The 26430-nt window shown below is 59.7% G+C and carries 21 protein-coding genes and 1 tRNA gene; 16 read left to right on the forward strand and 6 right to left on the reverse strand.

Going from position 1 to position 26430, the window contains the following annotated elements:
- Positions 1-261: 261 nt before the first annotated feature.
- The 4 genes from GCM43_RS20025 to phbB all read left to right on the forward strand — a co-directional run bounded on the left by GCM43_RS20025 (position 262) and on the right by phbB (position 3987).
- Positions 262-1170, forward strand: a complete 909-nt coding sequence (locus GCM43_RS20025; RefSeq protein WP_152247589.1) for a LysR family transcriptional regulator — start codon at positions 262-264, stop codon at positions 1168-1170.
- A 128-nt stretch (positions 1171-1298) separates the two neighbouring features.
- Complete coding sequence (locus tag GCM43_RS20030) at positions 1299-1778, forward strand: phasin family protein (RefSeq protein WP_152247591.1); 480 nt, start codon at positions 1299-1301, stop codon at positions 1776-1778.
- Positions 1779-1895: 117 nt separating this feature from the next.
- Positions 1896-3074, forward strand: a complete 1179-nt coding sequence (locus tag GCM43_RS20035; protein ID WP_152247593.1) for an acetyl-CoA C-acetyltransferase — start codon at positions 1896-1898, stop codon at positions 3072-3074.
- A gap of 172 nt (positions 3075-3246) precedes the next feature.
- Entirely contained in the window at positions 3247-3987 is a 741-nt protein-coding gene (gene phbB, locus GCM43_RS20040) for an acetoacetyl-CoA reductase (protein WP_152247595.1), read from the forward strand.
- A gap of 175 nt (positions 3988-4162) precedes the next feature.
- Here phbB and GCM43_RS20045 read toward each other — a convergent pair whose 3' ends face one another.
- Positions 4163-4786 carry a LysE family translocator gene (locus GCM43_RS20045; RefSeq protein ID WP_226929581.1) on the reverse strand — a complete coding sequence of 208 codons (624 nt, stop codon included), beginning with the start codon at positions 4784-4786 and terminating at the stop codon, positions 4163-4165.
- A 150-nt stretch (positions 4787-4936) separates the two neighbouring features.
- Here GCM43_RS20045 and GCM43_RS20050 point away from each other — a divergent pair, with 150 nt between their 5' ends.
- From GCM43_RS20050 to GCM43_RS20065, 4 genes are all read left to right on the forward strand, one after another.
- Positions 4937-5419, forward strand: a complete 483-nt coding sequence (locus GCM43_RS20050; protein WP_152247597.1) for an Lrp/AsnC family transcriptional regulator — start codon at positions 4937-4939, stop codon at positions 5417-5419.
- Between the two features lie 99 nt (positions 5420-5518).
- Positions 5519-6475 (forward strand): prolyl aminopeptidase, encoded by a 957-nt coding sequence (pip, locus tag GCM43_RS20055; protein WP_152247599.1) that lies wholly within the window; start codon positions 5519-5521, stop codon positions 6473-6475.
- 35 nt (positions 6476-6510) lie between these two features.
- Entirely contained in the window at positions 6511-6951 is a 441-nt protein-coding gene (locus GCM43_RS20060; protein WP_152247601.1) for a DUF2721 domain-containing protein, read from the forward strand.
- A gap of 41 nt (positions 6952-6992) precedes the next feature.
- A complete protein-coding gene (locus tag GCM43_RS20065; RefSeq protein ID WP_152247603.1) occupies positions 6993-7448 on the forward strand; it encodes a hypothetical protein in 456 nt (151 codons plus the stop codon).
- On the opposite strand, the gene GCM43_RS20070 is transcribed toward GCM43_RS20065, so the two are convergent.
- The 4 genes from GCM43_RS20070 to GCM43_RS20085 form a co-directional block, all read right to left on the reverse strand.
- On the reverse strand, positions 7436-8020 hold the full coding sequence (locus GCM43_RS20070; RefSeq protein WP_226929582.1) for an SRPBCC family protein: 585 nt from the start codon (positions 8018-8020) through the stop codon (positions 7436-7438). The two genes, GCM43_RS20065 and GCM43_RS20070, sit on opposite strands and share 13 nt — an antisense overlap.
- Before the next feature lie 169 nt (positions 8021-8189).
- Positions 8190-9905: a cation:proton antiporter domain-containing protein gene (locus GCM43_RS20075; RefSeq protein ID WP_152247605.1), complete on the reverse strand. Its 1716-nt coding sequence runs from the start codon at positions 9903-9905 to the stop codon at positions 8190-8192.
- A gap of 211 nt (positions 9906-10116) precedes the next feature.
- A complete protein-coding gene (locus GCM43_RS20080; RefSeq protein ID WP_152247607.1) occupies positions 10117-11238 on the reverse strand; it encodes a beta-ketoacyl-ACP synthase III in 1122 nt (373 codons plus the stop codon).
- A 100-nt stretch (positions 11239-11338) separates the two neighbouring features.
- Complete coding sequence (locus tag GCM43_RS20085; RefSeq protein ID WP_152247609.1) at positions 11339-12790, reverse strand: S41 family peptidase; 1452 nt, start codon at positions 12788-12790, stop codon at positions 11339-11341.
- Between the two features lie 317 nt (positions 12791-13107).
- Here GCM43_RS20085 and GCM43_RS20090 point away from each other — a divergent pair, with 317 nt between their 5' ends.
- The 4 genes from GCM43_RS20090 (at position 13108) to GCM43_RS20105 (ending at position 20280) form a co-directional block, all read left to right on the forward strand.
- Positions 13108-13686, forward strand: a complete 579-nt coding sequence (locus GCM43_RS20090) for a hypothetical protein (RefSeq protein ID WP_152247611.1) — start codon at positions 13108-13110, stop codon at positions 13684-13686.
- A 169-nt stretch (positions 13687-13855) separates the two neighbouring features.
- Positions 13856-15931, forward strand: coding sequence for a M13 family metallopeptidase (locus GCM43_RS20095; protein ID WP_152247613.1), 2076 nt, complete (start codon positions 13856-13858; stop codon positions 15929-15931).
- A 155-nt stretch (positions 15932-16086) separates the two neighbouring features.
- Positions 16087-18150, forward strand: a complete 2064-nt coding sequence (locus tag GCM43_RS20100) for a M13 family metallopeptidase (RefSeq protein WP_152247615.1) — start codon at positions 16087-16089, stop codon at positions 18148-18150.
- Positions 18151-18375: 225 nt separating this feature from the next.
- Positions 18376-20280: a methyl-accepting chemotaxis protein gene (locus GCM43_RS20105; RefSeq protein ID WP_152247809.1), complete on the forward strand. Its 1905-nt coding sequence runs from the start codon at positions 18376-18378 to the stop codon at positions 20278-20280.
- 63 nt (positions 20281-20343) lie between these two features.
- On the opposite strand, the gene GCM43_RS20110 is transcribed toward GCM43_RS20105, so the two are convergent.
- A complete protein-coding gene (locus GCM43_RS20110) occupies positions 20344-20928 on the reverse strand; it encodes a c-type cytochrome (RefSeq protein ID WP_152247617.1) in 585 nt (194 codons plus the stop codon).
- 199 nt (positions 20929-21127) lie between these two features.
- Here GCM43_RS20110 and GCM43_RS20115 point away from each other — a divergent pair.
- The 4 genes from GCM43_RS20115 (at position 21128) to GCM43_RS20130 (ending at position 26423) form a co-directional block, all read left to right on the forward strand.
- A tRNA-Arg gene (locus tag GCM43_RS20115) sits at positions 21128-21203 on the forward strand.
- 364 nt (positions 21204-21567) lie between these two features.
- Complete coding sequence (locus tag GCM43_RS26515) at positions 21568-23217, forward strand: methyl-accepting chemotaxis protein (RefSeq protein ID WP_152247619.1); 1650 nt, start codon at positions 21568-21570, stop codon at positions 23215-23217.
- Between the two features lie 185 nt (positions 23218-23402).
- Positions 23403-24470, forward strand: a complete 1068-nt coding sequence (locus GCM43_RS20125; RefSeq protein WP_152247621.1) for an aldose epimerase family protein — start codon at positions 23403-23405, stop codon at positions 24468-24470.
- A gap of 198 nt (positions 24471-24668) precedes the next feature.
- Positions 24669-26423 carry an IlvD/Edd family dehydratase gene (locus GCM43_RS20130; protein ID WP_152247623.1) on the forward strand — a complete coding sequence of 585 codons (1755 nt, stop codon included), beginning with the start codon at positions 24669-24671 and terminating at the stop codon, positions 26421-26423.
- Positions 26424-26430 lie beyond the last annotated feature (7 nt).

Below are 26430 nucleotides of genomic sequence, written 5' to 3' on the forward strand. Positions count from 1 at the left end.
GTGATCAGGGGCGCGCACGGCTGGTAATGCATCGCGCAGGCGCGGCGAATCAGGAAAAAACGATGTAGCCCTCGGAAAGCAGCCTCTCATGCCGTATTACATCGCATCAATGATGAAGAAAATAGTGAAGTCATCCGGATGATGTCATCGAGATTTAATGTGGATAGGCTAGAGTGTGCGGCATTCAGATTTATAATCAAAACAACATATTTTATCGAATAACATGAAAGTATTTCACGTATCAAGCCATCGGTTTCCCCCATGCTAGAAATTCGTCACCTGCGTACCCTGAGTGCGCTGCGTTCTTCAGGCAGCCTGGTGCGGGCCGCGCAATTGCTTAACCTGACGCAATCGGCGCTGTCGCACCAGATCCGGCTGCTCGAAGAGCGCTATAACGCGCCGCTGTTCGAGCGAAAGTCGATGCCGATTGCCTTTACCGCCACTGGCAGCCGTCTGCTGGCGCTGGCCGACAAGCTGCTGCCGGAAATCGAGCAGGCAGAGCGCGACGTGGCGCGCCTGTCGCAGGGCGACAAGGGCCAGTTGCGCGTTGCGCTGGAGTGCCATACCTGCTTCGACTGGCTGATGCCGGTGATGGATGCATTCCGCCAGCGCTGGCCCGAGGTGGAAATCGACCTGGTGTCGGGTTTTCACAGCGAGCCGGCCGACTTGCTGCGTTCGGGCGAGGCGGACCTGGTGATCGGCGCGCCCTATGGTCCGGATTTCGCAGTGTTTCCATTGTTCCGTTTTGAAATCATGGTAGTGATGGCGCAGAAACACCGTCTGCAGGCGCAGCGGCGGCTGGTGGCGCAGGATTTTGCCGGCGAAACCCTGATTACTTATCCGGTGGCGGAACAGCGCGTCGACCTGATCCGCGACGTACTGCGGCCGGCCGGCATCGATTTCGAGCGCCGCACGGCGGACTTGACAGTGGCGGTGCTGCAACTGGTGGCCAGCCGACGCGGGATTGCCGCCTTGCCCAACTGGGCCATCAAGAATTATGTCGATTACGATTATGTGGTGGCGCGCCCGATCGGCGAGCAGGGTTTGTGGAGCGACCTGTTCGTATCGGTACAGCCGGCATTGCAGGACAAGGCCTATGTGCACGATTTCGTCAGCGTGATACGCGAACAGTGCGCAGCCTCGCTGGACGGTATCAAATTGCTGTCCTGAGCACAAAAGGATTGGCCTGGACTCAGCAGTAAAGTTTGAGCCATATCAAGATTTGAACACGATGCGCCGCATACAGTGGAGTACTGTGCGGCGCAGCATGGCACCGCTTTTCATTGAGGAGTAATGCAATGTTCTTATTTTCCGAGCAATTGTCCCAGGCTGGCAAAGCTGTTTATGAGGCCCAGTTGGCCAGCACCCGCGCCCTGTTCCAGGCCGCCTGCAACGGCGGCGCCAGGGCGCTGGCGCTGCAACTCGATACGGCCCGCGCCACGCTGGCGGCGGCTAGTGCGGCTGGCACGCAACTGTGGTCGGCGCCGAATCCTGAAAACCTGCTGCAGGTATCGCGCACGCAGTCGCAGCTGGCCATCGAACGGATCGGTTCGTATAGTCGCCAGGCAAAGGAAGTTGCCCAAGAAACCCAAGAACAATTGCAGTCTGTGACAAAAGGTGAATTTGCTGCGTCGCGTCAAAAAATCGACGAGTTATGCCAGATCGTAAAAAAGACGCCGGTGCCCCTGCTTATCTCCTTGAATAATTTTCTAAAAAGCCCTTTCGCCAGCGGCGAGGAAGGGTATGATAAAAACAAAGCACCGCGCCATGGAGACTGAATAGACGCTAAAAATCGGCGACGTTGCAGCCTGTTATTTAGTTTTTGTTCTTTCAGAGGCCTTCCCGCATTTCATTAACAGCCTGGCCCGCACGGGGCCAGTAAATCGGAGAAATAAATGGATGATGTTGTAATCGTGGCCGCTGGCCGTACCGCAGTGGGCAAGTTCGGTGGCAGCCTGGCCAAGATTCCTGCGTCCGAATTGGGCGCACATGTAATCAAGGGCCTGCTGGCCAAAACCGGCATCGATCCCAATCTGATCGGCGAAGCGATCCTGGGCCAGGTGCTGACCGCCGGCGTCGGCCAGAACGCGGCGCGCCAGGCGGTGATCAAGGCCGGCCTGCCAACCTCGATTCCCGCCATGACCATCAACAAGGTCTGCGGCAGCGGCCTGAAAGCCACCCACCTGGCGGCGCAGGCCATCAAGTGCGGCGACGCCAATATCATTATCGCTGGCGGCCAGGAAAACATGAGCGCCTCGCCGCACGTGATGAACGGTTCGCGCGACGGCTTCCGCATGGGCGACTTCAAGATGATCGATTCGATGATCGTCGACGGCCTGTGGGATGTCTATAACCAGTACCACATGGGCATCACGGCAGAGAACGTCGCCAAGAAATACGAAGTGACGCGCGCCGAGCAGGATGAATTTGCACTGCAGTCGCAGCTGAAGGCAGAGGCGGCGCAAAAGGCCGGCAAGTTCAAGGATGAAATCCTGCCGCTGGAAATTGCCAACAAAAAAGGCACGGTGGTGTTCGACACCGACGAATATATCAAACCCGGCTCGACCATCGAATCGCTGTCCGGCCTGCGTCCGGCGTTTGCCAAGGATGGCACGGTTACCGCCGGCAATGCCTCGGGACTGAACGACGGCGCTGCTGCCGTCATCATGATGTCGGCCTCGGTGGCCAAGGAACTGGGCCTGAAACCGCTGGCACGCATCAAGGCCTATGCTTCGTCGGGCCTGGACCCGGCCATCATGGGCATGGGCCCGGTCTCGGCTTCGCGCCTGTGCCTGAAAAAAGCCGGCTGGACGCATGAAGAACTCGACCTGATGGAGATCAACGAAGCGTTTGCCGCGCAGGCGATTGCGGTCAACAAGGAAATGGGCTGGGATACCAGCAAGATCAACGTGAACGGCGGCGCCATTGCCATCGGTCATCCGATCGGCGCTTCGGGCGCGCGCATCCTGGTGTCGCTGATCCATGAAATGATACGTCGCGACGCCAAGAAAGGCCTGGCGTCGCTGTGTATCGGCGGCGGCATGGGTGTTGCCCTGGCGATCGAACGAGATTAAGGCTTCGTAAACCTACTGCGCAGCCCACTGCCAGTTCTCCGTTGCGCGCTGTACCTTCGTACAGCTGTGCTACTCAAACTGGCATTGGGCTTGCTCGCTACGGTTTCCGAGCGCCTTAATAAACAATTTCTTTTCAAAATTAGAACCAAACAGAACGATCGAGGGGAAGACAATGGCACGAGTAGCATTAGTAACTGGCGGCATGGGCGGCTTGGGCGAGGCGGTGTGTTTCAAGCTGGCGGCATTGGGCTATCGCGTGGTGACCACGTATTCGCCTGGCAACAGCAAGGTCGATGAATGGCTGGCGACGACCAAGGACCAGGGTTATGATTTCAAGGCCTATCCTTGCGACGTGGCCGACTACGATTCGGCAGCCGCTTGCGTGGCGACGGTGGAAAAGGAAGTCGGCCCGGTCGACGTGCTGGTCAATAACGCCGGCATTACGCGCGACATGACGTTCAAGAAGATGGACAAGCCGAACTGGGACGCCGTGATGGGCACCAACCTGGATTCCGTGTTCAATATGACCAAGCCTGTGTGCGATGGCATGGTTGAACGCGGCTGGGGCCGCATCATCAATATCTCGTCGGTCAACGGCCAGAAGGGCGCGTTCGGCCAGACCAACTATTCGGCCGCCAAGGCCGGCATGCACGGCTTTACCAAGTCGCTGGCGCTGGAAGTAGCGCGCAAGAACGTCACCGTCAACACCATTTCGCCAGGCTATATCGGCACCAAGATGGTGATGGCGATTCCACAGGAAGTGCTGGACAGCAAGATCATTCCGCAAATCCCGATGGCGCGCCTGGGCAAGCCGGAAGAAGTCGCTGGCCTGGTCGCTTACCTGGCGTCCGATGAAGCGGCATTCGTGACCGGCGCCAATATCTCGATCAACGGTGGCCAGCATATGTCGTAAGACAGACAGGGCTCGACCAGAAAGACAGCTTCGGCTGTCTTTTTTTTATGTCTGCATTGATCGTGCAATGATCGCTGTTTTTCAGTCCAGCAGGAGTTCGTAGGTCGGCTTAGCGTAGCGTAAGCCGACATGCAGGCTCAGTACACTAGTGCAGCGTAATCCGCCGCACAGGCTGTCAACCCAGCACCAGCCGCCCGGCCAGCGCCACAAACACCGTAGGCAGTACGAACTTGCCGTAAGGCGAGGGCTTGCCGCGCAGTCGCCGGGCCAAACGTGCGGCAAGCACGGCATACAGTGCGTCGAACAGCAGACCGACCAGCACCAGTGCGATACCGAGACGCAGGTACTGCAGGCCCAGGCTGTCGCTGCCGGCCACCACGAATTGCGGCAGGAACATGCTGCAAAACAGCAGCGCCTTCGGATTGAGCAGATTGGTCAGGAAACCGCGCACCAGGCTGGCGCGCGCATTATGGGCCGTTGCCGGCGCAGCGCACTGCGTCGTCCTGGCTGTCGAGAATGCTGCCTGCAGCAGCCGCGCCGCCAGGTAGCACAGATAGGCGGCGCCAGCCCATTTGACCCATTGCAGCGCCTGTGGATGCGTGACCATCAGCGCGGCCAGTCCGGCGCCCGACAGCGCCACATGCAGGGCGCGCGCCGCGGCAATGCCGACGGCGGTAACCAGCGCCGTGCCCGCTCCACGTGCGGCACCCGTTGCCAACACCAGCGCCATGTCGGGGCCGGGCAACAAAAACGCGCCGGCCAGTGCCAGCAGGTACATCAAGAAGGTAGAATCCGACATGGCAAGCTCGACTGGAAAAAGGTGGGGAGGGGCGTGCCGGCAGCGCGCACGGCGCCATTATGTTCTTGCCCACTTGAAATGTGCTTGCTATTTTCGCCCAGCATCATCTAGTATCTGGGTAGATTCCACCTCTAAAAAAACAATAATTAGATGAAGATTTCAGAAGTTAGCCTCGACGCGACCGATTTGCAGATCTTGAAATTGCTGCAGGAAGAGGGGCGGCTGTCCAACGCTCGCTTGGCCGAGCGTCTCAAGCTCAGTGAAACGCCGGTCTGGCGCCGCCTGCGCCGGCTGGAAGAAGAGGGCTTTATTACCGGCTACCAGGCGCTGCTCAACCGCAAGAAGCTGGGCATTGGCCTGGTGGCGTTTGTGCGCGTGGTGTTTGCCAACCATGGCAATGAGCAGCCGTCGCAATTCGAGCAGGCGATTGCCGCGATTCCCGAGATATTGTCCTGCCACAATGTTGCCGGCGAAGCCGATTATTTCCTGCAAGTGGTGGCGCGCGACCTGGAAGCATATGGCGAATTTGTATCGAACGTACTGCGGCGCTTGCCTGGCGTGGCGGAAATCCAGTCCAGCCTGTCGATGCGTGAAATCAAATCGTCGAACCGCCTGCCGCTGACGCTGGTCTGACGCCGCCCGCTTCAGCGCGTCGTTGAACGCACGCCACTGGCCGGACCATGGCGTCGCACACTATAATTGGCCATCCCTGACCGTCTTTCGAGGAACGCCATGCCTGACTCCCTGCTGCCGTTGTATCCGAGCCTGTCACCGAACCGGCATGGCATGCTGGCGGTCGACGAAGTGCATACGATTTACTGGGAAGAGTGCGGCAATCCGGACGGCATTCCGGTCATCTTCCTGCATGGCGGCCCGGGCGCCGGCCTGTCACCGCAGCATCGGCGTTTTTTCGATCCGCAGCGTTATCGCGTAATCCTGTTCGACCAGCGCGGCGCCGGCAAGTCGACGCCGCTGGGAGAATGGCGCAACAACACCACGCAGTTGCTGATCGATGATATCGAGCGGCTGCGCAGCAACTTCGGCATTGCGCAGTGGCTGGTGTTTGGCGGCTCGTGGGGCTCGACGCTGGCGCTGGCTTACGGCCAGGCACACCCCGAAGCCTGTCTGGGCTTTGTGCTGCGTGGCATTTTCCTGTGCACCAAAGCCGAGATCGACTGGTTTATCGAGGGCGTGCGCTGGTTCTACCCGGAATTGTACGAAGAATTTGCCGCGCCGATTCCCGCTGCCGAGCGTGGCGACCTGCTGGCGGCCTATGTCAAACGCATCCTCAGCGACGACCCTGACGTATACTGGCCGGCAGCGCGTGCCTGGAGCCGCTTCGAAGGCCGCCGCGTCTATCTGATGCCGCAGCCCGAAGATACGCCCAACGATGCACTGGACCTGGGCGTGGGCCGGCTCGAGTCGCACTATATGGCCGAGCTGGGCTTTTTCGAGGACGACCAGTTGATCCGCGACATGCACCGTATTGCGCATTTGCCGGCCGTGATCGTGCAGGGCCGCTATGACGCCATCTGCCCGCCGCTGTCGGCCTACCGCCTGCACCAGGCCTGGCCCGGCTCGCAGCTGCAGATGATACCGGACGCCGGCCACGGCGCGCTCGAGCGCGGCATTGCCTCGGCGCTGGTGGACGCCACCCGGCGTTTCCAGCCCGGCCGCGGTTTTATCTGAGCGGGCGCAGCTGCCATTTACTTTCACCCTGACCCATGAATATACAGATCGGCGATATCGGCCATATTATCCAGCTGGCAATCGCGCCGGTATTCCTGCTGACCGGTATCGGCACCATGCTGGTGGTGCTGACCAATCGCCTGGGCCGCATTATCGACCGCACGCGGGTGCTCGAGGACCGGCTCGATATCGGCTACAACGACTTTTACATGAATGAGCTCGATACGCTCTACCGCCGCACGCACCTGATCAATTACTCGATTTCGCTGAGCACGGCCTGCGGATTTTTTGTCTGCATTATTATTGCCATGCTGTTTTTGGGCGATATCCTGAACCTGACGCTCGATAAATATATCGCTGTGTTTTTCGTGCTGGCTGTGATGTGCCTGATCGGCTGCTTTATTTATCTGCTGCGCGAGATTTACCTGGCTGCCACCGCGCAGCGTATCCGCCGCCATATCCGTCCGCCGCGCTAAGTGGCTGACGCCGTCTTACCTTTATACAGAACGAGTCAAGCATGCATGATTACAAACGTCCACCCACCCTGCACCGCTACGGCCAGCGCAGCGAACTGGAACTGGCGCTGAGCCAGGGGCAATTCCGCCTGGCGCCGGTCGGCAACTGCCTGACGCTGAGTTTTTCGCAAGCGTGGGACAAGCAATTGTTCGACCTGTTTGCGCCGGCCGACAGCTGCCTGATCATCCATAACACGGAAGAATTCGGCGAGCGCCTGCACCGCGCCGTACAGCGCACGCTGCCCAGCTGGGCTGGCATCGATGGTCTGGTGGAGTATGGCCAGCGCGCCGCGCTGGGTGCGGTATTTACCAAGACGCGCGCCGAGGCACCGGAACAGGAGTGGCTGTTTGCCTGGCGCTCGGTGCAGCCCAACGCCAGCCTGAACCCGGTGACGGTCAAGCTGGGCAGCCTGGAAAACTTTGCGGAAATCCGCGACCGCGATACCTACCTGGCCTGATCGATGTCGGGCGGATTGTCGATGCGCGCCATCACTGCCGTCATCATCCGTTCGATATCGCCCTTGATCATGGTGGTGCCCAGCATGCCCGGCACATAGAAGCCCGGTATCAGCCGGCTGGAAAACAGAATGCGCGTGCCGCCCGTGTCGGGCAGCGGCGTCAGCGTCCAGCGCGCTTCATAGTGGCGCATGTCGCCGGAAATGAGGTCGATGTCGATCGATGTCATCGGCTTTTCCATGGCCCGCACCACCAGGTGGATGGGATTGCTCATGAACAGGAAGCGCGCCACGCCCTGCTGTTCGATCACCACTTCATTGCCATTGCGCGACAGCACGCGGCAGGCGCTCAGGTCGGGCACGAATTCGGTCATGCGCTCGTAGTTGGTCAGCGTCTTCCAGACCGCTGCCGGCGCAGCCTGCACCACGGCGTTGGCACTGACTTCGTACATGCGCTGGGTGTCGATTTCTATGCGTTTGACGCCCACTTTGAGTTTTGCCGTATCCGCGCGCGCCGTCCCGGCCAGCAGCGGGGCACAGCACAACATCAGCAGGCAAAGAAAAAGTCGCTTCATCTTTCTAGCCTACGGGAAAGTATCTTCGCGCACAAGCTGCGCGCATCATCGTTTGTACGCTAGCGTACATGGAAATTGGAGGCGGCGCTCCAGAACTGCAGCCCAGGGTCCGGGCATGAAAAAAGCCTGCCGGCAATCAAGCGGGCAGGCTCCTTGGCAGGCGGGCTGATTAATGCCCGTGGCCATGTCCTTTCTTGGCGGCGTCAAAACTGCTCAGCACATGGGCCGCCATGCCGTTGGCCAGCTCATGCTCGCCAATAAAGATCTTGCCGGCATTTTCTGCGCGCAGCAGGTCGGCTTCCTCTTCGCTGTGCGTGCGCACCACCGTCAGGATGCCGGGATTCAAGGCGCGCGCCGTCTCGATCATGGCGCGCACATGGAAGGTGTCGGGCGTGGCGATCACCAGCATGGTGGCATGAGTGATATGTGCCTGGATCAGCACGGCAGGCTCGCCCGCGTTGCCGGCCACGGCCGGTATGCCCTGCTTGCGCAACTGGTCGACGATCTCGCGGTTTTCCTCGGCCACCACAAAGTGGATGCCGCGCTCGGTGAGGGCAGCGGCGATGCGGCGGCCTACGCGGCCGTAGCCGACCAGCACGATCTGGCCTGACAGTTTTTCCTGCGGCACCGACATCGGCAGTTCGGCCAGCGGGTCGGCTGTGCGCTCGAACTTGCGCGCAAAGTCGCTATTGTTAAGTACGCGCAGCAGCGGATTGGCCAGGCTGAACACGACCGGGTTCAGGGCAATCGACAAGATAGCGCCGGCCAGGATCAGGCTCTGGCCTTCCTGCGGCATCAGGCCCAGCGACAGGCCCAGCGCGGCCAGGATAAAGGAAAACTCGCCGATTTGCGCCAGGCTGGCCGAGACGATAATCGCGGTTTTTGGCGGATAGCGCAGCGCCATCACCAGCAGGAAGGCAGCAATCGACTTGCCGAAAATAATGATCGCGCACACGGCCAGCACCTGAAGTGGCTTTTCAACCAGGATATTGGGCTCGAACAGCATGCCCACCGACACAAAGAACAGCACGGCAAACGCATCGCGCAGCGGCAGCGACTCTTCAGCGGCGCGGTGGCTCAACTCGGATTCGCGCAGCACCATGCCGGCAAAGAAAGCGCCCAGGGCAAACGACACACCGAACAGCTTGGTCGACGCATAGGCGATACCGACAGCGGCGGCAATCACGCACAGCGTAAACAGTTCGCGCGAACCGCTGCGCGCCACCTGCCACAAGATCCACGGGAACAATTTGCGACCCACCACCAGCATAAAAACGATAAAGCCGGCCACCTGGCCCAGCGTCACGGCCAGCGTATGCCACAGACTGACTTCTTCCGCGCCAGCAGCCGATTTTCCGCCCAATGCACCGGCAAATGCCGGCAACAGCACCAGTACCAGCACGGTCACCAGGTCTTCCACCACCAGCCAGCCGACCGCAATGCGTCCGTTGAGCGAATCGAGAATGCCGCGCTCTTCGAGCGCGCGCAACAGCACCACGGTACTGGCCACCGACAGCGCCAGGCCGAAGATCAGGCCGCCACCGAGGCTCCAGCCCCACCAGTGTGCCAGCCCCATGCCCATCGCGGTCGCGACCGCAATTTGCAGGACGGCACCGGGCAGTGCGATCTTGCGCACATCCCACAGGTCTTCGATGGAAAAATGCAGTCCGACGCCAAACATCATCAGCATCACCCCGATTTCCGCCAGCTGGCCGGCCAGTTCGGCGTCAGCGATAAAACCCGGCGTAGCCGGTCCTATCATGATGCCGGCGGCCAGGTAGCCGACCAATGCCGGCAGTTTCATGCGGATAGCGATAAAGCCGAAGACAAGGCCGAATCCGAGGGCAGCGGCAATGGTGGTGATCAGACTGATGTTATGGGGCATGCGGGCAGGGTTCCTTGTTGAGGACGTGCGGATGGAAAAAGATGTTGCTCAGCGAGTAAGTATAAACGCAACAAAGGCTGCTCCGGAAACTTTCCGGCCACTTTTTTGCAAAAACTTGTGCTGCATCTTCGTCCAGGTGGCCGCGATCGCATGCCTATCCACCTGGAACTGCACCCAATTCAAGGAATCGGGCTTTTCATTCAATAGCGTTTCAGAGCTTGCGCACCACCACGCAGCCGATTGAATAACCGGCGCCAAACGAGCAGATCACGCCCAGCGCGCCCGCTTCCAGATCATCCTGGTGCTTATGGAATGCAATGATCGAACCGGCCGACGAGGTATTGGCGTAGGTGTCGAGAATGACCGGCGCTTCGCCCGGCTCGGCATCGCGCCCCAGGATCAGGCGTGCAATCAGCAAATTCATGTTCAGATTGGCCTGGTGCAGCCAGTAACGGCGTACCTGCGCCACCTCAACGCCAGCCTTGGCCAGCGTGGCCTTGATCATTTCGGCCGCCATCGGGCACACTTCCTTGAACACCTTGCGGCCTTGCTGGCGGAACAGTTTGTCGGGTTGGCCGATGCCGGCTTCGTCAAATCGGTTCAGAAAGCCGAAGTTATTGCGAATTGCGTTGGAAAAGCGGGTTTTCAGTTCGGTGCCGATAATTTCAAACTGTTGCTGCGAGACAGCGGTGTCTTTCGCTTCAACAATGATGGCGGTGCAGGCGTCGCCAAAGATAAAGTGGCTGTCGCGGTCGCGCCAGTTCAGGTGGCCGCTGGTAATTTCAGGGTTCAGCACCAGTACCGCGCGCGCCTGGCCGCTTTGCACGGCTGCGACTGCCTGCTGGATGCCGAAGGTGGCCGACGAGCAGGCCACGTTCATGTCGAAGCCGTAGCCGTCGATGCCCAGCGCATCCTGCACTTCGACCGCCAGCGCCGGATAGGCGCGCTGCATATTGCTGCAGGCCACCAGCACCATGTCGATATCGGCGGCAGTGCGCCCGGCGCGCTCCATGGCATCGCGTGCGGCGGCCACGGCCATTTCGGCCTGGATCGATATTTCATCGTCGCTGCGCTCGGCAATATGCGACACCATGCGCTCGGGATCGAGAATGCCGGCCTTTTCCATCACATAGCGCGCCTTGATGCCGGAGGCCTTTTCAATAAAGGCCACGCTCGACAGTTCCAGCGCCGTCACGCTGCCATCGGCGATTTCCGTGGCGTGATCGGCATTGAATTTTTCTGCGTAGGTATTGAAGCAGGCGACCAGTTCTTCGTTGGAGATCGAGTACGGCGGGGTATACAGGCCGGTACCGCTGATGACGACTTGTTTCATGGATAAGCTTTCAAATTGGGCAATCGACGCGCTGCCGAGGTGAAGCAAATTTTACACAAACAAGTTCGCCTTTAGCGAGATTTGTATCGCCTGGGCCGGCTTATTTCCCTCCTTGCGCCGTGGCGTCGGGCTTGCTTGCGGCTTGCACCACGAGCGTTTCGGGCTTGGCCAGTTTGACCGGCAAACCCTTCAAATGGTTCAGCGCCTGCTGCAGCTGGAAGTCGTCCTTGCTGCCAAATTCGAGCGGCTTCTGGGTTTTCTCCAGCGCGATCATGCGCAGTTGCTCTTCCATTTCATCATTGGCCGGGGTGGCCTTGGCGCTTTCCTGGTCGCGGTCGTTGCTCAGGTGTTTCTGCAAATCGGCTTCGCGCATGCGCAGGCCATTGAGGCCGTCACCTTCGGCAGTTTCGTCAACCAGCAGGTCGGGCACGATGCCTTTGGCCTGGATCGAGCGGCCGTTGGGCGTGTAATAGCGTGCAGTGGTCAGCTTGACGGCGGTGTCGGCGGTCAGCTGGCGGATGGTCTGCACCGACCCCTTGCCAAAGGTTTGCGTGCCGATAATGGTGGCGCGCTTGTAATCCTGCAAGGCGCCGGCCACGATCTCCGAGGCCGAGGCCGAGCCGGTATTGACCAGCACCACCAGCGGCACTTTCTTGACGGCCGCCGGCAGTTTGGCCAGCGCATCGCCGTCGCTGCGGAAAGAGTAGTCGTCCACGCGGCCATAAAACACCTGGCGCGAGTCCGCTAATTGCCCATTGGTGGACACCACCGCTGCGTTGGGCGGCAAAAAAGCGGCCGAGACGCCAATGGCGCCTTGCAGCACGCCGCCCGGATCGTTGCGCAGGTCCAGCACCATGCCTTTGATATTCGGGTCCTGCTTGTACAGGGCCGTAATCTGCGCGGCCAGGTCGTCGACCGTCGGTTCCTGGAACTGCGATACGCGCAGCCAGGCATAACCGGGCTCGACCATTTTGGACTTGACGCTCTTCTGGTGGATTTCTTCACGGGTAATGGTAAAGCTCAGCGGCTGCGGCGCATCCTGGCGCGCAATCGTCAGCGTGACTTTGGTGCCTGGCTCGCCACGCATGCGCTTGATATTGTCGTCCAGGCTGACGCCCTTGACGCTCTGGCCATCGAGACGCGTGATCAGGTCGCCTGCCTTGATGCCGGCGCGGTAGGCGGGCGAATCCTCGATCGGCGAGACGATCCTGATATAGCCGTCCTCGCTCTGGCCGATTTCGATGCCCAGGCCGACAAACTTGCCTTCCGAGCCTTCGCGCAGTTCGGCGTAGGCCTTTTTGTCCAGGTAGGCCGAATGCGGATCGAGCGAGGCCACCATGCCGGCAATCGCTTCAGTCAGCAGTTTCTTGTCTTCCACCGGCTCCACATAGTCGGACTTGATCAGGCCGAAGACATCGGCCAGCTGGCGCAACTCTTCGAGCGGCAACGCCGGTTCGACGTTTTTCTGCGCCATCGCTGAAAACTGCAGCGAGACGGCAATGCCTGCTACTACGCCCAGGCCGATCAAGCCGCTGTTTTTAAGTTTGCCCATGTGTCACCTGTAAATGTTGCCAGGGCGCCGGTCCCGGTGGAGCGGCGCCTGACTGAAAGTATAGACCTGAATCTTTCCTGATGTGGAGCGGCAAGGAAAAGCGGCACCACAGGACAGTGTAAGGGCGAACGACGCTGCCGCAACTTGCCAAATGTTGCAGCTTTGTAGGCGGCAGATAAGGCAATCTTGAGGGGAGTAAGCATTTGTAAGAGTCGAAAAAAAGTGTCGCGCCGCATCCTATAGTGGGGCTGCATTCTCGACCCGAAGTGGTTTTGCCTGCGTCTGCCGACGCAGGCTTTTTTTTATCCGGAGAACCGATGACTTTCCCGATTTTTCCTGCCTTCCTGCGCCGCCTTTGCATCGCTTTGCTGCTGGGTAGCGCCACCCACCTGGCCTGCGCCGTGCCCTTGGCCGAGATGCGGCTGGAAGACCTGCTGCCGATGGCGCCGGACTTCAAGGCCGAACTGAAACTCAATGCCAATCAGCAGATCCTGTGGCAGCAGATGGAAGGCAGGACGCGCCAGTTGCTGCGTGAGCGCAAGGCGCGCCGCGAACGCCTGCAGGCCAGCGTGCAGCAGGCGTTGGCCAAACCCGGGGTTGAACTGCGTGAGCTGGTCAGCGGTCTGGATCAGGAAAACGATGCCAGCCTGGCTGAGCAGAAGCAGCTGCGCGCCTGGTGGCTCGATGTCAACGATGCGCTCGATGAAACCCAGCGCCAGGCGGTGGCCGCTTTTATTGCCGGCCAGATGGCACGCGTGATGGGTGGGGATGGACCGGCGCCGCACGAAGGGCGTGCTCGTGAGGGCGGCGAACCGGGCGGGCGCAAGGGCGGCAAGGCTGGCATGGGCGCGGGGATGGGCAATGGCGGCGCCAATATCAGCTTTCCGGGTATGTGAATGTTGCTCAACTGGCCTGTTTATGTATCGTAAAGTAAAAAACACCAGTTGAACCGGATTGTCGGGGCAGCAGGGTGGTCAAGGGAATGTTGCCATGCTACATTCTTAAACCGCCTGGCGCGGCGGGCCACCCGCCCGACCTCTTTGACATGCCCCATAAGGACCATCCGTGAACCGATATCTCCTGAGCAGCCTGACCCTGACCCTGTTGGCAGCCTTTGCCCATGCCGCCGAACCGGTGCCAGCCACCGCCGCGCCTACTGTCGCTCCCACCGCAGCTGCTGCTGCAACCGGCCCTGTTTCCGGCATCGAGGTGCAATATATCGACCCTGCCGTGCGCGTGCAGGACGACTTCTTTACCCACCTGAACGGCAAGTGGCTGGCCACCACCGAAATTCCGGCCGACAAGTCGAGCTGGGGTTCGTTTGCCAAGCTGCGCGACGACACCACGCCGCAGCTGCGCGGCATTATCGAGGCGACCCAGCAGGACAAGAATAAAAAGGCCGGCTCGGAAGCGCAGAAAATTGGCGACCTGTACGCCAGCTATATGGATGAAGCGCGCCTGGAAAGCCTGGGCACCAAGCCACTGGCAGGCGAACTGGCCCGCATCCGCGCCTTGCGCGACAAAAAGGGCGTGCCGGCATTGATCGCCCATCTGACCCAGACCGGCGTGGCCACCCCTTACGCCGTGTATGTGGGCCAGGATGCGCGCGAATCGACCAAATACGCTGCCTATATCAGCCAGAGCGGCCTGGGCATGCCGGACCGCGATTACTACCTGGAAGCCAAGCAGGCTGGCGTGAAGGAAAAATACCAGGCGTTTGTTGAAAAAATGCTGACGCTGGCCGGCGATAAAAAAGCCGCTGCGCATGCCAAGGCCATCGTGGCGCTGGAAACCCAGTTGGCTGAAGTGCAATGGACCAAGGTCGAGAACCGCGACCCGGTCAAGCGCTACAACAAGACCGCGCTGTCCGAACTGAACAAGCTGACCCCTGGCTACGACCTGAAAGCTGGCCTGGCCGCCTATGGCATCGCCAATAAGGTCGACTATGTGATCGTCAACCAGCCGAGCTACCTGGCCGGCTTTGACAAGATCCTGGCCAAGACCGACCTCGACACCGTGAAAGCCTATTTCGAATGGCATCTGCTGCGCAGCTACGGCAATTACCTGTCGAAAGACTTTGTCGACCAGAACTTCGGGTTCTATGGCACCGTGCTGAGCGGCGTGACGGAAAACCAGCCGCGCTGGAAGCGTGGCGTGGCCGCGGTCGACAGCGTGCTGGGCGAAGCCGTCGGCAAGCTGTACGTGGCGCAATATTTCCCGCCAGAGCGCAAGGCGCATATGCAGGAGCTGGTAAAAAACGTGCTGGCCGCCTACAAGCAGAGCATCGACACGCTCGACTGGATGGGCCCGGAAACCAAGAAGGAAGCGCAAGCCAAGCTGGCCAAGTTCACGCCGAAGATTGCCTACCCGAACGTGTGGCGCGATTACTCCAAGCTGCAGATTGCGCAGGGTGACCTGGTGGGCAACATGATGCGCGCCGCCAATTTCGCCACCGCGCGCCAGATCGCCAAGCTGGGCAAGCCGATCGACCGCGAAGAGTGGGGCATGACACCGCAGACGGTCAACGCCTATTACAGTTCGACCATGAACGAAATCGTGTTCCCGGCCTCGATCCTGCAGCCGCCGTTCTTTGACGCCAATGCCGACGACGCCGCCAATTACGGCGCCATTGGCGCGGTGATCGGCCATGAAATCAGCCACGGCTTCGACGACAAGGGCAGCCAGTCCGATGGTGACGGCAATCTGCGCGACTGGTGGACGGCAGAAGATCGCAAGAACTTCTCGGCCAAGGCCGACGCGCTGACCAAGCAGTACGACGGCTATAGCCCGCTGCCAGGCTACAACGTCAACGGCGCGCTGACGCTGGGCGAGAACATTGCCGACAACTCCGGCGTGGCAATTGCCTACAAGGCCTACAAGATCTCGCTCGGCGGCAAACCTGCGCCGGTGATCGATGGCCTGACCGGCGACCAGCGCTTCTACATGGGCTTTGGCCAGGTATGGCGCAGCAAAATGCGCGAAGCCCAGCAGATTGTGCAGATCAAGACCGATCCGCATTCGCCGGGCCAGTACCGCGCCAACGGCACCATGGTCAACCAGCCAGGCTTCTACGAAGCATTTGACGTCAAACCGGGCGACAAGATGTATGTGGCGCCAGAAAACCGCGTCATTATCTGGTAAGCCAAAGTAGCAACAGGAAAGACCGCCGCGTGCGGTCTTTTTTGCATTCAAGACACTTTTTTGTACTGCTGCGGCTGCGTGTGCTACAGTCAAAAACCGGGCCAGAAGCCTAGGGCGTTCTGACCCTTATATTCCACACAATATAAAGGATTACCGTGAATCGTTATCTGTTAAGTGCATTGACCCTGAGCCTGCTCGCTGGCGTATCCGGCATGGCTGGCGCGGCTGACGCGAAAAAGCCGGTGGCCGCCGCTGCTGCGCCGGCTGGCCTGGTATCGGGGGTGGAAGTGCAATATATCGACCCTGCCGTACGCGCCCAGGACGACCTGTTTCAGCACCTGAACGGCAAGTGGCTGAGCGAAACCGTGATCCCGGCCGACAAATCGAGCTGGGGCAGCTTTGCCAAGCTGGCTGACGATACGCAAACCCAGTTGCGCGCCATTATCGAAGGCGCAGCGGCCGACAAGAACGCGGCAGCGGGCTCGAACACGCAAAAAATCGGCGACTTCTACACCAGCTTCATGGATGAAGCCCGTCTGGAAAGCCTGGGCTTGACCCCTTTGAACGCCGAACTGGCCAAGATTGCCGCGCTGCAGGACAAGAAAGAACTGCCTTCCGTCATCGCCCACTTCAGCAAGCTGGGCGTGACCTCGCCATATGATTTCGGCATCCACCAGGACGCCAAAGATTCCACCAAGTACGTTGCCGACATCGGCCAGAGTGGCCTGGGCCTGCCTGACCGCGACTATTACCTGGAAGAAGGCAAGGCCGACACCCGCGCCAAATACCTGGCCCACGTGGAAAAAATGCTGAGCCTGGCCGGCGACAAGAACGCCGCCGCCAACGCCAAGGCCATCCTGGCGCTGGAAACCGAGATCGCCAAGGCGCAGTGGAGCAATGTACAGAACCGCGACCCGATCAAGACCTACAACAAGGTTGAACTGGGCAAGCTGGCGGAAGTCGCACCAGGCTATGACTGGGCCACCTACCTGAAAGACACCGGCATCGCCGGCAAGGTCAGCTATGTGATCGTTAGCCAGCCCAGCTATCTGAAAGGCTTTGCCGAGATCGCCAACAAGACCCCGCTCGAGACCTGGAAAGCCTACTTCCAGTGGCATCTGCTGCACGCCAACGCCAGCTATCTGTCGAAAGCGTTTGTCGACGAGAACTTTGCTTTCTATGGCACCACCCTGACGGGTGTAACGGAAATGCGTCCGCGCTGGAAGCGTGGCGTGAGCGCGGTGGAAGGCGCGCTGGGCGAAGCCGTGGGCCAGCTGTATGTGGAGCAATACTTCCCGGCCGACCGCAAGGTGCGCATGGAAGAGCTGGTCGGCAACCTGATGAAAGCCTACAAGCAAAGCATCGACAAGCTCGACTGGATGAGCCCGGCGACCAAGAAACAGGCACAGATCAAGCTGGCCAAATTCACCACCAAGATCGGCTACCCGAACAAATGGCGCGACTACTCGGCGCTGACGGTCTCGAAAGACGACCTGATCGGCAATATCCAGCGCTCGCATCTGGTGTCGTACAACCGCGAACTGAACAAGCTGGGCCAGCCGATCGACCGCGACGAATGGGGCATGACGCCGCAGACTGTCAACGCCTATTACAACCCGGAAATGAACGAAATCGTCTTCCCGGCATCGATCCTGCAAGCCCCGTTCTTTGACGCCAAGGCGGACGACGCCGTCAACTATGGCGCCATCGGCGCCGTGATCGGCCATGAAATCAGCCATGGCTTCGACGACCAGGGCGCGCAATACGATGGCGACGGCAATCTGCGCGATTGGTGGAGCAAGTCCGACCACAAGAACTTCGCCGCCAAGACCAAGCAGCTGGTGGCGCAGTACAACAGCTTCAGCCCGGTGCCCGGCCACCATGTCAATGGCGAACTGACCCTCGGTGAAAACATTGCCGACAACTCGGGCCTGGCAATTGCCTACAAGGCATACAAGCTGTCGCTGAACGGCAAGAAAGCGCCAGTGATCGACGGCTTGACCGGCGAACAGCGTTTCTACGCCGGCTTTGCTCAGGTATGGCGCATGAAAATGCGTGAAGCACAGCAACTGGTCCTGCTGAAAACCGACCCGCACTCGCCAGGCCAGTTCCGCGCCAACGGCACCGTGCGCAACCAGCCAGGTTTCTATGACGCGTTTGGCGTCAAACCGGGCGACAAGCTGTACCTGCCACCAAAAGACCGCGTGATCATGTGGTAAGACCGCTGTTGTAAAACTGTTGCAATTGAAGCCGCCCCGCTGACACCAGCCGGGCGGCTTTTTCATTGTGCGGGCGCACCAAACCAGAGATGCAAGTTTGAAAAGATTGATCTTTCGCAGATTGACTTTGCTTATTGGAAAGAATATATCTCGCACCAGCATGGCGCCGCATCGGGTGGCGCTGGCATCCATGTTCATTCGCTCAAGGGGCCCATCTTGAACAATCTGTTCCGTACCAGCCAGGCACGCTTCATCGCCTTATTCAGCCTGATTTTCCTGCTGTTGCTGGGACTGACCCTGGCAGTGATTCATTTTTTTGTCACCCCTGACCTCAAGCGCACCGAATCGCTGGTGGTTGCCTCCAGCGTCAACGCCATTGCCACGCGCATCGGCGAGCAGCTGCGCCAGGTCGAGGCGCAGTCACGCAGCATTACCCAGAGCGTGCCCTTGATGGACAGCGCCACCATCGACGTGCTGCTGCCCGGCCTGGTAGATCAGAATTCCGATCCCAACGTGTTTGGCGGCGGCATCTGGCCATTGCCCAACCAGCGTGAGCAGGGCCGCGAAAAGTTCTCCACCTTCGTGGCGCGCGATGGCGCCAACAAGCTGGTTTTCAACACGCACTGGAATTCGCCGGAATCGCTGAAGTACTTCGAGCAGAGCTGGTTTCTCGGTGGACTGAAGTCGCCGCGTGGCCATTGCACCTGGGCCAACGCCTACCAGGACGACGCCAGCCCGCAGCCACGCACCAACTGCGCCATGCCGATCTACAAGGGCGACCAGCTGTTCGGCGTGTCGACCATCGACGTGACGCTGGGCTTTTTCAACCGCCTGGTGGCCGACATGGAGCAAAAGCTCAACGGCCAGATCATGATCATTGAACGCGACGGCAAGATCGTCAGCAACACGACTTATATCAAGAGCGATATCGTGCTGAAAAAAGTGGCAGATCTGGCCAGTTCTTCGCCGATGGCAGCCGAATTGGCGCGCCTCCTGCCGGAGCTGAACAAGCAGGCCACCCTGGAATCGGACTACGACAGCAACGGCGAAGCGCGCACCATGCTGGTCACGGCCATTCCCGGCAGCCCGTGGCTGCTAGCCACTTCCCTACCGACCAGTTCGCTCACGCAGCAAAGCCGGCGCATTCTGGGCAAGCTGGGCGCAGTGCAGATCCCGGTTGCCATCTTGCTGTTTGTGATGTGCATCGGCGGCATTCGCCTCTTCATGGGCCGCTTGTCTGCGCTGAAGGACAATATCGACGCCCTGTCGGCCGGTGACGCCGACCTGAGCCGTCGCCTGCCAGCCGGTGGCGGCAGCGAGTTCGATGCCGTTGCCACCAGCTTCAACAGCTTTATCGGGCGCCTGCAGACGATGATCGGTGAAATTGGCCGCAGCACCGGTTCGATCGCGCTCGCTTCACGCGAGATTGCCAGCGGTAACCAGGACCTGTCGAGCCGCACCGAAAGCCAGGCCAGCGCGCTCGAAGAGACCGCCTCTTCGATGGAGCAGCTGACCAGCACCGTCAAGCAGAACGTCAGCAGCGGCACCCAGGCCAATCGGCTGGCACTCGACGCGTCCAAGGTTGCCGCCCAGGGCGGCGCCGTGGTAACGCAAGTGGTGCAGACGATGGGCGCAATCGAAGCCTCATCGAAGAAGATCGTCGATATTATCAGCGTCATCGACGGCATCGCGTTCCAGACCAATATCCTGGCGCTGAACGCGGCAGTGGAGGCGGCGCGCGCCGGTGAGCAGGGCAGGGGTTTTGCCGTAGTCGCCTCGGAAGTACGCAGCCTGGCGCAACGCTCGGCTGCAGCGGCCAAGGAAATCGGCGCGCTGATTGCCGAGTCGGTGCACAACGTCGATGCTGGCAGCAAGCTCGTTACCCAGGCCGGTTCCACCATGAGCGAGATCGTTGCCGGCACCGACAAGGTCGCTGCCATTCTCGGTGAAATCATGCTGGCCAGCCAGGAGCAGGACATCGGCATCGGCCAGGTCAACCAGGCCATCGCGCAGCTTGATGACGCTACCCAGCAAAACGCGGCGCTGGTGGAACAGGCTGCCGCCGCTGCGCACTCGATGCAGGAACAGGCGGGCAGGCTGGAACAGATCGTCTCGGCCTTCAAGCTGTAGCGCGGAAGCAGGGACGAAAAAAAACCACCAGTGCGCTGGTGGTTTTTTCTTTACTGGCCAGGCTTATTTGGCTGGCGCTGCTGCAGGTGCCGAGGCAGCTTCGGCGGCCGGTGCGGCGCCATCGGCAGGCGCTGCTGCAGCCGGTGCTTCCGGCTCCTTGAACTTGCCACCCGACGCATTGGCGATATACACCACGGCGCGCGCCACTTCCACATCATCAAGATCGGGATTGCCGCCCTTGGCCGGCATCGCGCGCAGGCCTTCGATCGCATGTTTCACGACCGTCTCATAGCCTTGCGCCAGGCGCGCCGACCAGGCGCCTGCATCGCCGAACTTCGGCGCACCGGCCACGCTAGCGCCATGGCAGGCCACGCAGGTAGAGGTATAGATGGCTTCGCCGCTCTGCAGCACTTTCGGACCGCTGGCATCCTTGAAGGTAAAGCCCTGGTCTGCTACAGGACTTAAGCGAGCGGCAATGGCGTCATCGGTCTGGCTGTCCGACCCGGCGCCTGTCAGTTTCTGGGTCGTGACGAATTGCACCAGCAGGATAATGCCGATGACCGTCACCAGGAAAAAACCGATGACGGCCATGGCCAGTTGCTTAGGCGTTTTGATCGCTGATTGTTGTTCGTTATGTGCGTCGCTCATGATGTCCTTAGTCCAGATTCGAAACCGTTGGCTGTGTCTTGGCATTTTTACATGCCTGGATATAAACCTTGATGTAACTCACGATTATAGGCACAAAAAATAGGCAGTGGCATGCATTTGCCGGCGATACGACAGTTTCCGTAGACGCAGGTAAAGAAAAACGGTATCCTTCGCCTCACTTCTGAAATTCCCCCCTCATGCGGCTGTAGCTCAGTGGATAGAGTATTGGCCTCCGAAGCCAAGGGTCGTGGGTTCGATCCCCGCCAGCCGCACCACAATTCCCCTTGAAATCAACGACCTGGCGATGGCATTGCTGTGCATTTGCTGCTGCATTTTTGCCTGTTTCGCTTTGCCATGGCGCGCCTGGTGTGCCAAATCTGCTGCAATCACGCTCCTCGCGCTCGCACAAAGGGGTGTTGTTTGGATACCAACCTGCCCCGCCTGACCGCTCCCGAAAACATTTGATTTGACGATGAACCGCCGAACTTCAGCAGAGCCATGCCGTTCCACGCGCGGAATAGGGCTGGTATTGCAGAAAAACGCGAAAAATGATAAATTCAATTGAAATGATGAATTTGATTTTTGGTGCTATAGTGCAACTCTAATTAACCTATTCACATGAATTTTTACGAGGCACTCATGCTGTCCAATCTTAAAATTAAACATCTGGTGATTGCCGCGCTAGGTGCGTTGACGGCTGTTATTGTGCTCATCGGCGGCTATGGCATCTATGCTGCCAATCGTTCTGTTGCGCTGGTCAACGACGTGACATTGGCCGATCAGGCCAGATCGGGCGAGCGCAACGCGATCCGGCTCGACATGGAAACCAACCGCAGCCAGATCTTGCAGGCATTGCAACACAATACCGAATTTGAATGGGCCAAATTGCATGACCATGAACTGAGCGTGCATTGGGGCATCATCGATGCGTCCAGCCAGCGCATCAAGGAGCGCTGGCAGCGTTATATCGATAGTATCGATAATGCTGAGCAGAAAAAGCTGGCGCAGGACTGGTTCCGCGACAGCGATGGCCTGGGGCTGGCGCACATTGCTGCTGCCGTTGCCTTCATCAAGAACGGCGACTGGGATAACGCTGAATTGGTCCTGATCAAGAAAATCAATCCGACCTACCGCGTTGGCGATGTGGCATTGAACGCGCTGAAAAAAATCAGCGACGAACGCGCTGCCGCCAACGCCGAGCTGGTGCGCGACAGCCTCCAGACCATGCGCTACAGTACGATTGCCGTTCTGATCCTGGGCGCGATGCTGGCGCTGGCGGTCGGCTACCTGCTGATCAGGGCCATTGCCGATCCGCTGCAAGAGGCCATGGTGATTGCCGAGCGCGTTGCCGCAGGCGATCTGCGCGGCAGCGCCGGCAGCCACAGCACGAACGAAATCGGTGTCCTGCTGACGGCACTCGACACGATGAAGGGCAGCCTGGCCGGCATTGTGTCCGAAGTGCGCGGCAGTACCAGCAATATGGCCAGCGCTTCGGCGCAGATTGCTGCCGGCAACCAGGACCTGTCGCAACGCTCGGCGGAGCAGGCCGCGTCGCTGGAAGAAACATCGTCGTCGATGGAAGAGATGACCGCCACCGTCAAGCAGAACGCCGACAGTGCGCGCCAGGCCAACACCCTGGCGCTGTCGGCCTCTGAAGTCGCGCTCAAGGGCGGCAAGCTGGTGGCGCAGGTGGTCGATACCATGGGATCGATCAGTGCCTCGTCCACCAAGATCGCGGACATTATCAGCGTTATCGACGGCATTGCATTCCAAACCAATATTCTGGCGCTCAATGCAGCGGTGGAAGCTGCGCGCGCCGGCGAACAGGGCCGGGGCTTTGCCGTGGTGGCGACGGAGGTTCGCAACCTGGCCCAGCGCTCGGCAGCAGCGGCACAGGAAATCAAGACTTTGATCGAGGACTCGGTGCAAAAAGTCGATAGCGGTGCGCGTCTGGTCGGCCAGACCGGCACGACCATGCAGGACATTGTCGAAAGCGTACATCGCGTTACCGGCATCATGAGCGAAATTACCAATGCCAGCCAGGAGCAGGCAATCGGCCTCGAGCAGATCCGTGCAGCGATCGTGCAAATGGATGGCCTGACCCAGGAGAACATGGCGCTGGTGGAAGAGGCCAGCGCCGCTGCCGATTCCTTGAATGAACGGGCGCAGGGACTCGATGCGGTGGTCAGCGTTTTCGAACTTGATAACGTGAAACAGGCGCCGGTGGCGGGACGCTCGCACTCGTCTACCATGCCGCGCTTGTCCGCCCTGCAACTGCGAGGCGCCTGAGCGGCTGCAAGCAACCTTGCCGTGTCGCTCATACCGAAAGCGATATCTCCTGGCAGCAAAATATCATTGGAGCCATAGGCATCGACCATCTAAGATAGAACGGGGCTGCGAGCGTCCTGCATGGCGTGATTGCGTCGCAGCCCTGATCGACTCGATAAAAACACTGAGATGGAGACCGCCTGTTCATGACCGCCCCTGTTATTTCGATTAACGCAGCACCGTTTGGCGCGCTGCCCGACGGTACACCTGTCACCGCTTTTACCTTGACCAACGTCAACGGCTTGCAAGTCAAGATCATCGATTTTGGCGCCATTATCAGTGAAGTTCATGTACCGGACCGCGATGGGGTGCTGGCTGATGTGGTGCTGGGTTTTGACACCATCGAGCCTTATCTGACGAACAAAGCTTTCTTGGGAGCATTGATCGGGCGCTTTGGCAACCGGATTGCAGAAGGGCGCTTTACCCTGGATGGCAAGAGCTATCAACTGGCCGTCAACAATGGCGTCAATCACCTGCATGGCGGCGAACAGGGGTTTCATCAGGTGATGTGGCAGGCTGAGCCGTTTGAAAAGGCCGATGCGGTGGGCGTGACGTTTCGCCGCAGCAGTCCGGACGGGGAAGATGGCTATCCGGGCAAGCTCGATGTGACGGTGGTGTATGAGCTCGATAACGACAATGCGCTGAGCCTGCGCTATCATGCGGTGACGGACCAGGCCACGCCGGTCAATCTGACCAATCACAGCTATTTCAATCTGGCCGGGCAGGGCGATATTGGGTCGCATGAGCTGATGATCAATGCCGACCGCTATACGCCGGTCGATGCGGGCTCGATACCGACCGGTGAACTGGCTGATGTGGCCGGCACGCCGTTCGATCTGCGCCGCGCGACGCCGGTTGGTGCCGGTATCACCTCGAGCCATGCACAAATTGGTATCGGTCGGGGCTATGATCACAATTTTGTGCTCAATAAAGAGGCAGATGGCACCTTGTCGCTGGCGGCTATTGTGCGCGAACCGGTGTCGGGGCGGGTGATGGAGGTGTTCACGCGGGAGCCGGGCGTGCAGTTTTATTCGGGCAATTTCCTCGATGGCAGCGTGGCCGGCAAGGGGCGCGCGCATGATTATCGCAGTGCGCTGTGTCTGGAAACCCAGCATTTTCCGGACTCGCCCAACCATGCGCATTTCCCTGACAGCGTGCTGCGGCCGGGGCAGGTGTATCAGACGACGACGGTGTATCGGTTTTTGGCGGCGTAGGCACAGCGCTTCTTTCACCCGACAGCTTGAAGGCTGGGGTCAGACCCGGAGGGCTTGGGCCCTCTGATCTGATACCCAATTCGATATCAACTCACTTTAAAAATTGATTGGAAAGGCATGGCCTGATTCTTTAGTATCCGAACATTCGCTGCCCGGGCCGATCGGTGAGATACGGCATGGCACACACAGGAGAATGGCATGTCCGATACAAAGAATGACCCAAAGAAAAACGTAACGTTGCGCTCGGCAGAGTGGTTCGGTTCCCAGGATAAAAACGGTTTCATGTACCGCAGCTGGATGAAAAATCAGGGCATTCCTGATCATGAATTCCAGGGTAAGCCCATCATCGGCATTTGCAACACCTGGTCGGAACTGACCCCTTGCAACGCCCACTTCCGCAAGCTGGCCGAACACGTCAAGCGCGGTATCCTGGAGGCCGGCGGCTTCCCGGTCGAATTCCCGGTTTTCTCGAATGGCGAATCGAATCTGCGCCCAACGGCCATGCTCACGCGTAACCTGGCAGCGATGGACGTGGAAGAATCGATCCGCGGCAATCCGATGGACGGCGTGGTCCTGCTGGTCGGCTGCGACAAGACTACCCCGGCATTGCTGATGGGCGCGGCATCGGTCGATATTCCGACCATCGTCGTGACCGGCGGTCCGATGCTGAACGGCAAACTGAACGGCAAGAATATCGGCTCGGGCACGGCCGTATGGCAACTGCACGAGCAGGTCAAGGGCGGCGAAATTTCCATGCACGAGTTCCTGGCTGCCGAAGCGGGCCACTCGCGCTCGGCCGGTACCTGCAACACCATGGGCACGGCCTCGACCATGGCCTGCATGGCCGAATCGCTGGGCACTTCCTTGCCGCACAATGCGGCCATTCCAGCGGTCGACGCACGCCGCTATGTGCTGGCGCATATGTCGGGCATCCGTATCGTGGAAATGGTCAAGGAAGACCTGAAACTGTCGAAAATCCTGACCAAGGAAAACTTTGAAAACGCCATTCGCGTCAACGCCGCCATCGGTGGTTCGACCAATGCCGTGATTCACCTGAAAGCCATTGCCGGGCGTATCGGCGTGGACCTGGAACTGGAAGACTGGACCCGCGTGGGCCGTGGCATGCCGACCATTGTCGACCTGCTGCCTTCGGGCCGTTTCCTGATGGAAGAATTCTATTACGCTGGCGGCCTGCCGGCCGTGATCCGCCGCATGGGTGACGGCAACTTGCTGCCCAACCCGGACGCGCTGACCGTCAACGGCAAGTCGCTGTGGGAAAACTGCAAGGACGCGCCGATCTACGACGACGAAGTAGTGCGTCCGCTCGACAAGCCACTGCTCAAAGACGGCGGCATCTGCATTCTGCGCGGCAACCTGGCGCCACGCGGTGCGGTCCTGAAACCATCGGCCGCCACGCCTGAACTGATGCAGCATCGCGGCCAGGCCGTGGTGTTTGAAGACTTCGAACACTACAAGTCGCGCATCATGGATCCGGACCTGGTGGTCGACAAGGATTCGGTGCTGGTCATGAAAAACTGCGGGCCGAAAGGCTATCCCGGCATGGCCGAAGTGGGCAACATGGGCCTGCCGCCCAAACTGCTGGCAGCCGGCGTGAAAGACATGGTGCGCATTTCGGACGCCCGCATGAGCGGTACCGCCTACGGTACCGTGGTGCTGCACGTGGCGCCTGAAGCGATGGCCGGTGGCCCGCTGGGCATCGTGCAGGACGGCGACTGGATCACGCTCGACTGCGCCGGTGGCCTGTTGAACCTCGATATTACCGACGAAGAAATGGCGGCCCGCCAGGCCGTGCGCGTACGCGGCAGTGCGCCAGGTCCGAAGACCGGCTACCAGCAGCTGTATATCGAACACGTGCTGCAGGCCGATGAAGGCTGCGACTTCGACTTCCTGGTCGGCCCACGCGGCTCTGCCGTGCCACGTCATTCACACTAAGCAAACC

Source organism: Janthinobacterium aquaticum (assembly GCF_009208565.1).
Classification (GTDB): Bacteria; Pseudomonadota; Gammaproteobacteria; order Burkholderiales; family Burkholderiaceae_D; genus Janthinobacterium.